Annotated in this window: 11 protein-coding genes; 5 read left to right on the top strand and 6 right to left on the bottom strand. The window is 60.6% G+C overall.

The window, feature by feature from the left end:
* Positions 1 to 4 precede the first annotated feature (4 nt).
* From ACYZT4_RS24285 to ACYZT4_RS24305, 5 genes are read left to right on the top strand one after another with little or no spacing between them, the layout of a single operon-like run.
* Positions 5 to 1717 carry a DUF2138 domain-containing protein gene (locus ACYZT4_RS24285; protein WP_461983362.1) on the top strand — a complete coding sequence of 571 codons (1713 nt, stop codon included), beginning with the start codon at positions 5 to 7 and terminating at the stop codon, positions 1715 to 1717.
* A 32-nt stretch (positions 1718 to 1749) separates the two neighbouring features.
* Positions 1750 to 2352 carry a DUF1175 domain-containing protein gene (locus ACYZT4_RS24290; protein ID WP_461988783.1) on the top strand — a complete coding sequence of 201 codons (603 nt, stop codon included), beginning with the start codon at positions 1750 to 1752 and terminating at the stop codon, positions 2350 to 2352.
* Positions 2349 to 6914, top strand: coding sequence for an alpha-2-macroglobulin family protein (locus ACYZT4_RS24295; RefSeq protein ID WP_461983363.1), 4566 nt, complete (start codon positions 2349 to 2351; stop codon positions 6912 to 6914). Before ACYZT4_RS24290 ends, ACYZT4_RS24295 begins: the two co-directional genes overlap by 4 nt.
* Before the next feature lies 1 nt (position 6915).
* The gene (locus tag ACYZT4_RS24300) at positions 6916 to 8535 is read left to right on the top strand and encodes a DUF2300 domain-containing protein (protein WP_461983365.1); all 1620 of its coding nucleotides are present in this window, start codon (positions 6916 to 6918) and stop codon (positions 8533 to 8535) included.
* A gap of 3 nt (positions 8536 to 8538) precedes the next feature.
* Positions 8539 to 9348, top strand: coding sequence for a YfaP family protein (locus ACYZT4_RS24305; RefSeq protein ID WP_461983366.1), 810 nt, complete (start codon positions 8539 to 8541; stop codon positions 9346 to 9348).
* 134 nt (positions 9349 to 9482) lie between these two features.
* On the opposite strand, the gene ACYZT4_RS24310 is transcribed toward ACYZT4_RS24305, so the two are convergent.
* The 6 genes from ACYZT4_RS24310 to ACYZT4_RS24335 all read right to left on the bottom strand — a co-directional run bounded on the left by ACYZT4_RS24310 (position 9483) and on the right by ACYZT4_RS24335 (position 13584).
* Positions 9483 to 9785 carry a type II toxin-antitoxin system RelE family toxin gene (locus tag ACYZT4_RS24310; RefSeq protein ID WP_461983368.1) on the bottom strand — a complete coding sequence of 101 codons (303 nt, stop codon included), beginning with the start codon at positions 9783 to 9785 and terminating at the stop codon, positions 9483 to 9485.
* Positions 9775 to 10014 (bottom strand): type II toxin-antitoxin system RelB/DinJ family antitoxin, encoded by a 240-nt coding sequence (locus tag ACYZT4_RS24315; RefSeq protein ID WP_461983369.1) that lies wholly within the window; start codon positions 10012 to 10014, stop codon positions 9775 to 9777. Before ACYZT4_RS24315 ends, ACYZT4_RS24310 begins: the two co-directional genes overlap by 11 nt.
* Positions 10015 to 10489: 475 nt before the next feature.
* Entirely contained in the window at positions 10490 to 11242 is a 753-nt protein-coding gene (locus ACYZT4_RS24320) for a S24 family peptidase (protein ID WP_461983371.1), read from the bottom strand.
* 228 nt (positions 11243 to 11470) lie between these two features.
* A complete protein-coding gene (gene ppa / locus ACYZT4_RS24325) occupies positions 11471 to 11998 on the bottom strand; it encodes an inorganic diphosphatase (protein ID WP_140669541.1) in 528 nt (175 codons plus the stop codon).
* A 113-nt stretch (positions 11999 to 12111) separates the two neighbouring features.
* Positions 12112 to 12924 carry a M90 family metallopeptidase gene (locus ACYZT4_RS24330; RefSeq protein ID WP_461983373.1) on the bottom strand — a complete coding sequence of 271 codons (813 nt, stop codon included), beginning with the start codon at positions 12922 to 12924 and terminating at the stop codon, positions 12112 to 12114.
* Positions 12925 to 12927: 3 nt separating this feature from the next.
* Complete coding sequence (locus ACYZT4_RS24335; protein ID WP_461983375.1) at positions 12928 to 13584, bottom strand: DedA family protein; 657 nt, start codon at positions 13582 to 13584, stop codon at positions 12928 to 12930.
* Positions 13585 to 13658: the final 74 nt, after the last annotated feature.

Consider the following 13658-nt stretch of genomic DNA (forward strand, 5'->3'; position numbering starts at 1 on the left):
GAACATGAGCGATAACACTGTGACTCCGGTAGCCGACGCACCCGCTGCCAAACCTTCCCGGCGCTGGCCAGTGCTGCTGGTCGGACTGGTCCTGGTGGCGAGCGTGGCAGGCGGGTTGGGCTGGTTCATGCACGAACCCAAGCTGCCAGCGGCTGCGCTTGCCAGCGACACACTGGGCATGAGCCGCCCGGATGGCCTGCTCGAAACCCATTCCCTGAGCCAGTTGCCCAAGGATTTGCTGGCGGTGCCGTTCCTCAAGGAAACCCTGACCGAAGATTTCGTCTTCTACTACGAAGCGCAGGTGGACCGCCTCGGCTTGATCGGCAGTCTGCGGCGGATCATTTATGAACATGACCTGAAGTTGCAGGACAGCCTGATCGAGCAACTCTTCGATCAGCCGGCCGATGTAGCGCTGTGGCGTGGGGCGGACGGTCGCCTGAAAGACTTTTTGCTGGTGATGGATCGCGGTGGCCTGGCCAAAGTGCTGGAGCCGCTGGCGAAAGTCGCGCTGGACGATACGCAACTGACCAAAGTCAGCGATCTGAAAGTGGGCGCCGACGATGTGCCGCTTTACCAACTGACCTACAACGCCACCAAAGCACTGATGTTCGCCTCCCATGGCGACAAACTGGTGGTGCTGTCCAACGCGACCAAACTCTACGACCCGCAAAGCGGCCCGTCGGAAGAACCGGGCAGCGTGTCCACCACGTCCATCGCGGCGTTGCTCAACGGCGAAAAGCTTTTTCCCGAAGCCTTCGTCCTGCCCCCGCGCGCGCCTGAAGTGAAGCAACGCCTGTCGGTCAATTCCAGCGTCCTGGCCATGGGTTACCAGCGTTTCATCCCGAACTTCGCCGGCCTGCGCTTCGACATGGACGACAAGGGCTGGCACAGCTTCCTCGCGATGGATGAACTGGAAAACCAGCCGGACTTTGATTTCAAACCGATCTGGCAGGCCATGCCGATGGGCGCCAGCGCTTGCGTGGCCCTGCCGCTCGCTGCCGAACAACAGAAACCGTTGTTGGTGAAACTCGGTGCCGAAGAACCCGTGGCCCAGGCGCTGACCGAACACATGGCCGGGGCCGCCGGTCTCTGCTGGTACGCCGACTCGCGGCTGTACACGCCGCTGCTGGTGGCCAGCCTGAACGACAAGGACAGCGCCAGACTCGATGGCGACCTGGGCAGTCTGTTCAGCTCGATGGTCGGCGCCTACGAAGGCAACGTCGAAGAACACGCCTTTCCGGTGGTCGAGAAACAGGACGGTGGCAATCACCAGTGGCAGCGTCAGGTCAGCTCTAACTTCGGCCCTTACCCGGCCAAGGACGCTGCCGATCCGGACGCGATCACCGGCAAGGCCTTCATGAAAGTCAGCCTGGCGCGCCACGGTTCGACGCTGCTGTTTTCCCTCGACGACAAACTCGTCGACAAGGCCCTCGGCACCCTCGACAAACGCTTCCCGCCGATGGCCGACGCGGTGCCCAGAGACCTGCTGATGCCGGTCTACTTCGGCCCGGATTCCATGGCGCAACTGATGCAGCAGGAAACCCTCGACAGCCTGCCGCAGGACATGGAACCGGTGTTTTACAACGCCGCGCAAACCTACCTGATCCCGAAACTGCGCAAGCTCGGCGGCTACGGCAAATATGCCCTGACGTTGCCCGAAGGCAGCGAGCCCGACGGCCACTGGCAGTGGCTGCCGCTGGAGTGGAAAGCCCTGTGATCGCAATTATCCGGGGCCTCGGCCTGCTGGCGATGTTGCTTGGCAGTCGCGCCTTTGCCAGCGAAATCGCGCCGCTCGATCCGCAACAATCCCAGGTGTTCCGCGCCTGGTTCGTGCGCATCGCCCAAGAGCAACTGACCCAAGGCCCGAGCCCGCGCTGGTATCAGCAAGACTGCGCCGGCCTGGTGCGCTTTGCCGCCAACGAAGCGCTGAAAGTCCACGACGACAAATGGCTGCGCAGCAATGGCCTGTCCAACCGTTACCTGCCGCCGGAGTTGCAACTGAGCGAGGCACAACGCGGTCTCGCCCAGCAATGGCAGCAGGGCGGCGGCAAGGTCGGGCCGTACGTCAACGCGATCAAACTGATTCAGTTCAACAGCCATTTGGTCGGCCGGGATCTGGCGCAAGCCCGGCCCGGCGACCTGATGTTTTTCGATCAGGGCGACGACCAGCACCTGATGATCTGGATGGGCCGCTTTATCGCCTATCACACCGGCACCACGACACCTAACGATAACGGCATGCGTTCCGCGAGCCTGCAGCAACTCATGACATGGAAGGACACCCGATGGATACCCGACGCAGCCAACCCCAACTTTATCGGCGTCTATCGACTGAACTTTCTCTCCCAATGACCGGTGCCCGCATGCTGCGTTTACTGCCTCTACTGTTGCTGTTGGTCCTGCCTTTGTCGGCGGTGAATGCCGAAGACACCGTCCAGCCGAGCGGCTACTCGCCGGTCTCTGGTGAGAGCTTTTTCCTCCTGGCCGACAGCAGTTTCGCCAGTGACGAACAGGCGATGGTGCGCCTCGAAGCGCCGGGTCGTGATTATCGCCGCTTCCGCATGGAACCTTATGGCGGCGCCGACATACGCGTGTACCGCATCGACAAACCGCTGGAGTTCCTCAAGCGCCAGAAGAACCTGCACCGCGTGGTCAGCGACGGCCAGTTCAAGGGCGAAGGCCTGTCAAATACCCTCGCGTACCTGTGGGACAACTGGTACCGCAAATCCCGGCGAGTGATGCAGCGGGCGTTTTCCTACGAGTCGCGTAAACAAGTCACCGAGGAAGTGCCCGAGCTGAAGATGGGCACCGCGATTGCCGCGCCAACGCCCTACGACGCGCAGCCGCAATTCGCGTTGATTCCGGGCCTGCCGGTGGTCAGCCAATTCCGTTATCCGCTGTGGGAAGCAAAACCGATCCAGCCGCCAGCGGGCGTGAACCTGGCCGGTTCTTCCAGCGAGTTCGTCACGGTCGCGCCGGGCAACGTCTACATCCCGTTGGGCAACCTGAAACCGGGCCTGTACCTGGTGGAAGCGTTGATCGGCAAGTACCGCGCGACCACCATGGTCTTCGTCTCGAATACTGTGGCCGTGAGCAAGATTGCCGGTGATGAACTGGTGGTCTGGGCGGCGCGCAAACACGAAGGCAGTTCGGTGCCGAAAGTGAATGTGCTGTGGACCGATGGCCTCGGCGTGATGAGCAGCGGTGCCACCGATGCCGATGGATTGCTGCGCCTGAAACACGTCAGCCCCGAGCGTTCGTTCGTGATCGGCGAGGACGAAGAGGGCGGGGTGTTTGTCTCCGAAAACTTCTATTACGACAGCGAGATCTACGACACCAAGCTCTACGCCTTCACCGACCGGCCTCTGTATCGGCCGGGGGATTGGGTGTCGCTGAAAATCGTCGGTCGCGAGTTCAAGAATGCGCGGGATTCGGTGTTGCCGACGGCCGCCGATGTCAACGTGACCGTGCTCGATGCCACCGGCACGGCGCTGCAATCGCTGGCGCTGAAACTTGATTCAAAGTCCGGCACCCAAGGTCGTTTCCAGTTGCCGGACAACGCGGTCGCGGGTGGTTATGAGCTGCGTTTCAGTTACAAGGATCAGGCCTACAGCAGCGCCTTCCGCGTCGCCGAATACATCAAGCCGCACTTCGAGATCTCGCTGAACCTGGCCAAGCAGGATTACCGCACCGGCGAACCGGTGAAAGGCAGCCTGGTGCTGCTGTACCCGGACGGCAAACCGGTGGCCAACGCCAAGTTGACCCTGAGCCTGCGCGCCCAGCAACTGTCGATGGTCGATAACGAACTGCAATACCTCGGGCAATTTCCGGTGGAGCTGACCAGCACCGAACTGACCACCGATGCCAAAGGCAACGCGACCCTCGACCTGCCGGCCGCCGAGAAACCGAGCCGCTACATGCTCACTGTTTTCGCCAGCGATGGCGCGGCGTATCGGGTCAAGACCACCAAGGAAATTCTCATTGACCGAGGCGCCGCGAGTTTCAGCCTGCGCGCGCCGCAACGCTTCAGTGCGGTGGGCGACAAGGTGGCGTTCAGCTTCGTCAATGAAGGTGGCAGCGGGCAAAGCAAAGCCGTCACGCCGAGCAGCTACGGCTGGGTGCGTCTGGAAGATCAGACCACCGGCGAAGGTAAACTCGCAGCGAAGGATAAGGGCTTTACCCTCGCCTTCGAGCGTCCGGGCACGTACAACCTGAGCTTGAAGGATGAACACGGTCGCGTGGTTGGCGCCACTGGGCATTCCGTCACCGGCGAAGGCGTCAAAGCCGTGCCGGGCACCGTGGAAATCGTCCTCGACAAACCCGAGTACAAGGCCGGCGATGAGGCCCTGGCGTTGATCACCTTTCCCGAGCCAGTGAGCGATGCATTGCTGTCGCTGGAGCGCGACAAGGTCGAGGCCACGGCGCTGATGGCCAAGGGCGGCGACTGGCTGAAGCTCGAGAAACTCAGCGACACCCAATACCGCGCGCGCATCCCGGTGAAGGACAACTTCGCGCCGAACCTGACGTTCTCGGTGCTGTACACCAAGGGCGGGCAGTACAGCTTCCAGAACGCCGGGATCAAGGTGATTGCGCCGCAGATCGACGTGGCCATCGCCACCGATAAAGAGGCGTATCAACCGGGCGATACGGTGTCCGTGGACCTGACCACGCAATTCGCCGGCAAGCCGATTCCGGCGCACCTGACGGTCAGCGTGGTGGACGAAATGATCTATGCGCTGCAACCGGAAGTTGCGCCGACCATCGACCAGTTCTTCTACCATCCGCGCCGCAACAACGTGCGCACCAGCGCCAGCCTGTCGTTCATCAGCTACGACGTCGCGTTGCCGGGCAGCCCCGGTGCGCCGGGCAAGGCCAACCGCAGCGAACGCGGAGTGAAAGTGCTGGAGCGGCCGCGTCGCGAAGACGTCGATACTGCTGCGTGGCAACCGGAGTTGGTCACCGACGCCAACGGCAAAACCCGCTTCACCTTCAAGATGCCGGACTCGTTGACCCGCTGGCGCATCACCGCGCGAGCGATTGCCGATGACGGTCAGGTCGGGCAGAAAAAGCAATTCGTGCGCTCGGAAAAACCGCTGTACCTGAAGTGGAGCGGCCCGAGCAAGTTCCGCAGCGGCGACAAACCGGAGCTCGGCGTGTTCGCCTTCAGTCAGGCGGAAAAGCCGGTCAAAGCCGAGCTGGTGATTCATTTCGCCGGCGCCGAGCAGCGTGTTCCCGTGACGCTCAACAACGGCATCAACTACATCGCATTGCCAACGTTCGCACTGGCCTCGGGCGATTGGACCGCCGAACTGGTGCAGGACGGCAAAACCGCCGACGCCCTCGCCGTGCGCCTGGCCGCTACCGGCGAAGGCTGGCAGGTCACGCAAAGCCAAAGCCTGGACGTGGCCAGCGGCGACACACCGCTGACCTTGCCGGCGGACGCGACGGACATTCGCCTGCGTCTGGATGACAGCCCGCAAGCGCTGTTCCGTTCGGCGCTGGATGATTTGCTCAGTTACCCGTACGGCGGCGTCGAGCAGACGGCCAGTCGTTTACTGCCATTGAGCATCGCCTACCCGACCCTGGCGGCGAACCCGCAGATCCGCGATCGCTTGCGCCTGATCATGCAGAACAGCCGTCTGCGCCTGGTGCAAATGGCCGGGCCATCGGCCAGCTTCACCTGGTGGGGCATGGACGGCGAGCCGGACGCGTTCCTCACCGCATACGCTTACTACGCCGACTGGTACGCCAGCAAAGCGCTGGAACTGAGCCTGCCGCCGGAGCATTGGCAGCGGGTGCTGGAGGTCTATGCAAAACAGGTGCAAAACACGCCGTTGTTGCAGCGAGCGTTGATCCTGTCGTTCGCCAAACAGATGCAATTGCCGGTGAACACTCTGCTCAGCGGTTTGATGGATGACCTGGGGAAAGCGGGCGAGGGCAATGCCGCGAACCTGCTGGAGGATGGCGAAGACAGCATCGTCATGAGCGATCCTGATTCGGCGCTGGGTCTGGCGGCGGCGCGGGCGTTGACGGCTGCCTTGGCAAAGCAGTCGAAGGTCACTTTACCGGATGCGTTCAATCGCCAACTGCCTGACGCGCAACAGCGTCTGGCCGTCAGTTCGCAGCCATTTGCCGAAGCCTTAAACCTGTCGCTGCAAAGCTTCGATCAGGCTCACGCGCAAGCCTTGTTGCAACGTTTGCTGCCGCAGCAATCGACCCTGGAACGCGCATTGGCGCTGACCTGGTTGCAACGCAGCATCGAGCAGGCTTCGCCGACCATCGCACTGGCGCCGGGTGAAGGCTGGAAGAAAAACTACGGTGATACCGGTGAGATGTATTGGACGTGGCAAGGGGTTTCGGCCGTGCCGGCGGTGTTGTCGCTGACCGGGACCCAGGAGCGTCCGTTGCGGGCCGCGTTGAGCTTCCAGACCAGACAACCGGCGGTTGATCCGATGGCCGTGACCATCACCCGTCGCCTGTCGCGGCTGGTGCCGGGTGACGAGGCGTTCGCCTTTAAACTTGAGGCGGTCGGCAGCAAACCGTTGTCCAGCGACAGCCTGTACCTGGACGAAGTGATCATCACCAACAAAGCCGCGAAACCGCTGCGCTACGGGATGATCGAAGTGCCGCTGCCGCCGGGCGCCGATGTCGAGCGCACGACCTGGGGCATCAAGCTGATGGGCAAGGCGGGCACCGAACCGACCGCGCTGGAGAAGGCGCGTTTCGAACCGGGGCAAATGGCCTATGCGATTCCAGTGGATGCGCTGAGCGGCGAATTGCGCGTGCGGCACTTGGTGCGCTTCTCGCAGAAAGGCCAGTTCAACCTGCCTCCGGTGCGTTTCACCCAGGTCTACGCGCCACAGCATCAGGCCCAGGAACAGAAACCGGCGCTCGGCCAGGTCACGGTCAACTGACATGCCTCGGCGTTTGCGCTGGTGGTGGCTGTGGTTGATTCCTGCGTTGGCGACAGCGCAGGACGAGCCGCTGCGACTGGGCTTTAACGGGGAACTGATTTCCCTGAGTCGCACGCAGGTGATTTCCCGCGAGCCGTTGACTGATTCTTTGCATACCCCGCTGGGTAGTTTGTGGAAGCTGTTTGTTTACGGCTGGCTGGTGGACACCGGTGCGGATGAACCGGCTTACGAATGTCGCGGGCAGTCGAAAGAAGAAGTCTATTGCTGCACTGCCGGCGGCAAGATTGGGCGCGATCAGGCGCTGGTGAAGTCCTGCGGTCTGTATTTCGAGCCTGCTCGGCTTGGCATTGCTGGCGCCGATTGGCGCACGTACTGGCAGGCACGGCAGGCGCCGGAATGGCTGATGAATTTGCCTTCGCTGCAGCCTTCGACGCGAGTCTCGGTGGTTGAGTTGCTCAAGGTGTTGGCGACGATGCCCGCGCAGGATCAGGCGCGACGGGTATTGCTGGATGTGGTGCTGAACGCCGCTGACGGCAATGTCGTCGGCGAACTTGGTGGCCGCTTGCGAGTGAAAACCTGGAGCTGGCTGGGCGATCAGGATTTCTCATCGCGCCAGGGCGGCTTTGCTGGCTGGACGGCGGACGGCACGCCGATCTGGGCGGGTGGGCGCGGGACCAGCCAAATGGTTTTGCGCCATTATGGTCAGGCGTTATCTTCGGTGTTGCCGGTTGATTGGCCTTCGGATGCGGGGCGCTGTGTTGAAGTGGGGTTGTTTTCTCGTTATCCGATCAAGCGCGTTCTGGCGGAGGATCGTGTGGTTGCTTCCGGGCCATTACAGGGCGACTTTCGCGTGGAATTCTTGAACGGCAACCAACTCGACATTCACAGCGACGGCGAACTGTTTTTACTGAAAGACAAACTCGTCGCCCGCCTGGACCGCGAAGAATACGTCGCCCGCGTCCTCCAGCGAGAAGCCAAACCGGAACCGATTGAGGCCGCTAAAGCACTGGCCATCGCGATCAGAACCTACCTGCTGCAAAACGCCACCCGCCACGGTGACTGCCTGAGTATTGACGACAGCAGCAGCCGCCAACGCGTGGCCCCGCGCCCGGCGACCACCGAATCACGCAACATTGCCGCATGGACCAGCGACCTCGTCCTCGCCGGCAGCACCGTCACCTATCACTCTGACCAACCCGGCCCGGACAAACTCTCCTGGCAGCAAGCCGTCGACCAAGCCAACGCCGGCCAGCGCTACGATGCCATCCTGCTGCACGCCTACCCGCGCGCCAGCCTCAGCCGCTGGGACAACCCGGTCGCCTCCTGCGAAGCGCTTCCCGCCGCGCAAGACTGGCTGCAAACCCAACGACGCGGCTGGCGCCAACGTCTCGAAAGCGAAACCGGCTACAACGAAGTCAGCACATTCGCCGTCTGCCGCCTCAGCTTCGGTCGCCCCTACGTCGACCGCGAACGCCAGCGCATCTACGTGCGCGGCGTGCAATCGCTGCAAGACCGCCTCGACCTCACACACGAATATCTGCACCTGGCCTTCGAAGCACACCCCAACGGCCAGGATGAAACCTACATCGAAGGGCTCGCCCGCCACCTCTTGCTGGAATAGGCCATGAAACTCCGTTATCCACAGGTCTTCCTGTTCCTTTGTTCTTTTAGTGTGCTGCCGCCGACGTTCGCCGCCAGCGTGAACCTCGACACCCCCGTCGGCGGCTGGCGCACCGGAGCGGTCGAGGGCGAAGGTGAAAACTTCCGCCAGACCGTCAACTACCCGGCCTCCTCGGTAAACACCCCGGTCGGCCAGGCCAGCACCGCACGCATCACCGGCCAGATCAAAGCCACGCCCAAGACTACCGAACCGGGTCGGTTGATCGTCAACGGCGTAAGCATGCCGCTGAAGATTGATCCCGCTGGTCGCTTTGATCGGCCGTTCTCCTTTCCGAATGGCAGCAACAGCGTCGAAGTTCTTAGCCCTGATGGCCAACAACGGCATCGAACACAGTTTCTTAATGCCAGTGGCGGCGCGACGCCGGCCAAATTGCGGGTGTTGTTGTCGTGGGACAGTGATAACACCGACCTCGACTTGCACCTGATTACCCCGGATGGCGCGCACATCTGGTACGGGGATCGTGTTGCGCCTAATGGTGCGGCGCTTGATGTCGATGTGACCACCGGTTATGGCCCGGAAATCTTCGCCATGCCTGCGCCGATCAAAGGGCAGTATCTGGTGTATGTGAATTACTTTGGGGGTGGTTATCGCAGTGATGAAGAAGGGCAGGAGGATGCGGTTCAACCCCTGACCACGGCGCAGGTGACGGTGATTACGGAGGAGGGGACGCCGAGCGAGAAGATGGAAACGTTCGTGGTGCCGATGCGGGCGGTGGGGGAGTTGACGCTGGTTAAGGGGTTTAGTTATCCGTGAGGGCCGATAGCGATTGAGCCAAGCAGCAAGCTGCTGCCAACTGGCGCTTGAGGGCTACAAAACTCGTCAATTGGCCTCGATTTGTGGCCCTTGAGCTACAATTTCGAGCTGATCCAGTGCGTGGGCAAATCCAATCATTGAGCAGATTGCTGGCTAATTCGGTCCTGCGCATCGTTGTAAGCAGCCTCACCCTCGCGCTTACCAATGGCAACCATAAACACCACCACTTCCTGTTCGATGACCTGATAGATCAGCCGATAGCCTGCGCTGCGTAATTTCAGTTTGTAGCAGTCAGGCAGTTGGCGAAGCCGATTGGCTTCAATACGAGGATTTTCGAGTACTTCAGCAAGCTTTTTCTTGAACTGTTGGCGCAGCGTGTCGCCCAGTTTGTTCCATTCTTTCAACGCGCGACGATCAAATTCCAGGCTATAGGTCATCCAAGCTTACCTTGACTCGCTGAGGGGCGGCAAGACGTTCGTTGACCACGGCGATGAGCACTTCATCTTCTTCGCTTAGGAGGGCGGCCTTGAAAGGAAGCTTGCCGCGCTCGGCAACGTATTGAAGGGTTTGGCGCAGGAGCTCGGAGGGGGTAACTCCGAGTTTTTCCAGCTCGGCAAATGAACGCTGCTTCAGATCATCGTCGATGCGAATGTTGATGGAAGCCATGGTGAAATACCTGTAATGACGTTTGTCGTTACGGTAGCAACTGATATTCATGCCTACAAGCGTTGATTCGGCGTTTTCGGATGACAGGCAAGATTTTTACAGGCATTAAAAAGCCGGCTTGTGGCCGGCTTCTCGGGGACTGGCTTGGTTCATTTTTGGTAAACCGCGCCAGCCTTCAAAACGTACACCCGGATCTTGCGTCCGGCTGTGGGACTCGGCGAGAAAATCATCTGCGTTGTCGGTGCGATCAGCGCCGCGGGGCGGGGTGGTCGCAAATGTGGGGCGCAGCATACTGATTTTTTTGAGGAATTCCCAGTGCGGTGTGCGGGGTCGAGCGGCATGACGGGCTTTAACGAAGGCAATCGGCCTGGATTTTCCGTTGCATGTTCTACCGCCTTCGCGAGCAGGCTCGCTCCTACAGGTACTGCGCAATCCATGTGGGAGCGAGCCTGCTCGCGAAAGGTGCGGCGCGGTGTTACAGGAACGGCACAGGCGGTCTGCGTTTGCGCAAGGTCGACCACCAGAATACCCATCCCAGTACACGTATGTTCTCTGCTTCAATTTGCGGCGGTCTGAAGACTTCGTCCGGGTATTCGGCGTTGTTGTGGCTGCGCATGCGGATCGCGTTGCCCGGGACCCGGCTCAGGTATTTGATGCGCAGCATGCCGTCGTGCTCGATGGCGTAGATCTCGCCGTCGACGATTTGCGTGAGCCCACGGTCGATGGCGACGATGGAGCCGTCTTCGATTTTTTCGGCCATGCTGTTGCCGACCATGCGGGCGCAGATCGCGTCGGCGTGGTTGATTTCCAGTAAGTCGAGGTCGCTGCGTGGCAGGCGGATTGATCCGCTGGGGTCTTTGATGACGTGGGTTTTGTCGGAGCCGGGGGTGACTGCGGTTTCTTTGTAGAACGGCAGTTCGACATCAATGGGCTCGATGACTCGGTAGGTGCCGCGGATCGATTGGGCGTCGAAGGTATTGCCCGAGGCGTCGACCAGATGCAATGCCCTGGCGTTCTTCGGTCCCTCGCCGGTTTTCAGCCATTCGGTGTTCACGGACAGTCTTCTGGCAACATCTTCCATGCGGTAGTCAGGCACTCCGCGGGCGTACCAGTTATGCACGGTTTGAGGGTCGGGAATGCCGAGGAATTCGGCAAATCTCGTCGTGGTGATTTTGACCTCTTTCAAGAGGGCTCTGAAGCGTGGACCGCAGGTTTTATTCTTTTTCATAAACACGAGTCTAGCCTTGCCGCATAAGGCTTTGATTCAACAAGCCGTTCAAATCCAGCGTGTAATTTAAGTCCTGATGTAAGACGTCTTTGGTAAAAATTAAACAAGAAAAAACCGATGCGTACGGTCGATAAACCTGTCGTTTATAGCAAATTCAGGCGCCCACAAAAAACCCCGGATCAACCGGGGTTTTTTTCAAGTCGTCAGTGGCGCGAGGCCATTGGCGTCTCAGCCTTTATAGGCGGCAACCGACTTGGTGATCGCTTCGCGGGCGGCGTCTGCACCGGCCCAGCCTTCGATTTTCACCCATTTGCCTTTTTCGAGGTCTTTGTAGTTCGCGAAGAAGTGCTCGATCTGCTGGATCAGCAGCGGTGGCAGATCGGTGTATTCCTTCACGTCCACGTACAGCTGGGACAGCTTGTCGTGTGGGACTGCGATGACTTTGGCATCGCCGCCGCCGTCGTCGGTCATGTTCAGAATGCCGACCGGGCGAGCGCGGATCACGGCGCCTGGAGCCACCGGGTAAGGGGTCACGACCAGCACGTCGAGGGGGTCACCGTCGTCGGCCAGGGTGTTCGGGATGTAACCGTAGTTGGCCGGGTAGAACATCGGGGTGGCCATGAAACGGTCAACGAACAGGCAATCGCTGTCTTTGTCGATTTCGTATTTGATCGGCGCGTGGTTGGCCGGAATCTCGATCGCGACGTAGATGTCGTTCGGCAGGTCTTTGCCAGCCGGAATCTTGCTGTAGCTCATTGGGCGGTGCCCCCGTTAGTTGACCAAAAACACTTGGCCGGATTGACCAAAAAGTGGCGGCGATTATAGGCATATTCCGCCGCCGATGCCACGCACCAAGGGTCGTAGAGACCTTAGTCGCGTGCCTGATAGACCGGGTCTTCGGCGAGAAGTTGCTGTAGCCGCGCAAGTGGGTCCTGCCGATAAAACAGCTTCAGTTGCTTATAGACCTGTGGATAAGCCTCGTGCAGCAAATCCGGGGCGCTGAAGAAGTATTCGCTGGTGACGGCGAAGAACTCGGCGGGGTTTTCCGCGGCATAGGGGTCGATGGCGGTTTCGGCGTCCGGGTCGCGCTCCAGTTGCCGGTCGAGGTCATCGTAGGCTTCTTGCATGACTTTGGCCCAGTCACTGACGCGCATGTCGGCGTGCAGCGGTGGCAGGCCGTTGGCGTCGCCGTTGAGCATGTCGAGCTTGTGCGCGAGTTCGTGGATCACCAGGTTGTAGCCCTCCCAGCCACCACTGGCCATCACGCCGGGCCAGGCGAGGATGATCGGGCCTTGCTGCCAGGCTTCACCGCTGTGTTCGCCATCCCATTCGTGCTCGACGCCGCTGGCGTCGCGATGGCGTTGGGGGCTGAGGAAGTCGTCGGGGTAGAGCACGATTTCGTGGAAACCCTGATACCAGTTCAGGTCGCCCAGGTTCAGCAAAGGCAATTGCGCCTGGGCGGCAAGCAGCAGGCGCTGCTCCTGATGGAGTTCGACGCCGGGCAGGGCGGTCAGGTGTTTGTCTTCCAGGAACAGCACGCTGGCTTCGCGCAGCCACTGGTCCTGCGCTGCGCTGATGCCGTCGAGAAAACTCAGATGATGGCGCACCCGTTGCCACAGGTCATCGGCAATCGGGTGTCTTGCCAGGATACGCCGGCGTCGCCAGGCGCTCAGCGACCACATCGGTCAGCGCGATTCGGCTTTGGACGCACCGCCGCCGAAGCGGCTGCGGACCACACCAATGATCATCGGCACCAGCGACAGCAGGATGATCGCGACCACCAACAGCGACAGGTTTTTCTTGATGAACGGTACGTTGCCGAAGAAGTAACCGAGGGTCACCAGGCCGCCGACCCACAAGATCGTGCCGAGGACGCTAAAACAGAAGAAACGTGGATAAGGCATCTTCGCCACGCCGGCAACGAACGGCGCGAAGGTACGGATGATCGGGAGGAATCGCGCGAGGGTCACGGTTTTGCCGCCGTGCTTGTCGTAGAAGTCGTGGGTTTTCTGCAGGTAATCGCGACGGAAGATTTTCGATTTCGGGTTGCTGAACAGTCGTTCGCCCGCCGTTCGTCCAATGACGTAGTTGGTGCTGTCGCCGAGGATCGCCGCCAGCATCAGCAGGCCGCCGAGTAACACCGGGTCCATGCCGCCACCGGCCGCCACGGCGCCCGCGATGAACAGCAACGAATCACCCGGCAGGAACGGCATCACCACCAGGCCGGTTTCGCAGAAGATCACCAGAAACAGGATGGCGTAAATCCATGGCCCGTAGTTGTTTACCAGCAAGTCGAGGTAGACATCGAGATGCAGGATGAGGTCGAGCGGGTTGAAATCCATGGAGGCACCTGTGATGTCGGCCCGACTCTGCAGGCTGTGCGGATGACTGCGTAAGACTACAGACGGGTGTAGTT

Source organism: Pseudomonas sp. GB2N2 (genome assembly GCF_054897705.1).

Coding starts and splice junctions, on each gene's coding strand:
- ACYZT4_RS24285 (WP_461983362.1), top strand. CDS start 5: ATGAGCGATAACACTGTGACTCCGGTAGCCGACGCACCCGCTGCCAAA.
- ACYZT4_RS24290 (WP_461988783.1), top strand. CDS start 1,750: ATGTTGCTTGGCAGTCGCGCCTTTGCCAGCGAAATCGCGCCGCTCGAT.
- ACYZT4_RS24295 (WP_461983363.1), top strand. CDS start 2,349: ATGACCGGTGCCCGCATGCTGCGTTTACTGCCTCTACTGTTGCTGTTG.
- ACYZT4_RS24300 (WP_461983365.1), top strand. CDS start 6,916: ATGCCTCGGCGTTTGCGCTGGTGGTGGCTGTGGTTGATTCCTGCGTTG.
- ACYZT4_RS24305 (WP_461983366.1), top strand. CDS start 8,539: ATGAAACTCCGTTATCCACAGGTCTTCCTGTTCCTTTGTTCTTTTAGT.
- ACYZT4_RS24310 (WP_461983368.1), bottom strand. CDS start 9,785: ATGACCTATAGCCTGGAATTTGATCGTCGCGCGTTGAAAGAATGGAAC.
- ACYZT4_RS24315 (WP_461983369.1), bottom strand. CDS start 10,014: ATGGCTTCCATCAACATTCGCATCGACGATGATCTGAAGCAGCGTTCA.
- ACYZT4_RS24320 (WP_461983371.1), bottom strand. CDS start 11,242: ATGAAAAAGAATAAAACCTGCGGTCCACGCTTCAGAGCCCTCTTGAAA.
- ppa (WP_140669541.1), bottom strand. CDS start 11,998: ATGAGCTACAGCAAGATTCCGGCTGGCAAAGACCTGCCGAACGACATC.
- ACYZT4_RS24330 (WP_461983373.1), bottom strand. CDS start 12,924: ATGTGGTCGCTGAGCGCCTGGCGACGCCGGCGTATCCTGGCAAGACAC.
- ACYZT4_RS24335 (WP_461983375.1), bottom strand. CDS start 13,584: ATGGATTTCAACCCGCTCGACCTCATCCTGCATCTCGATGTCTACCTC.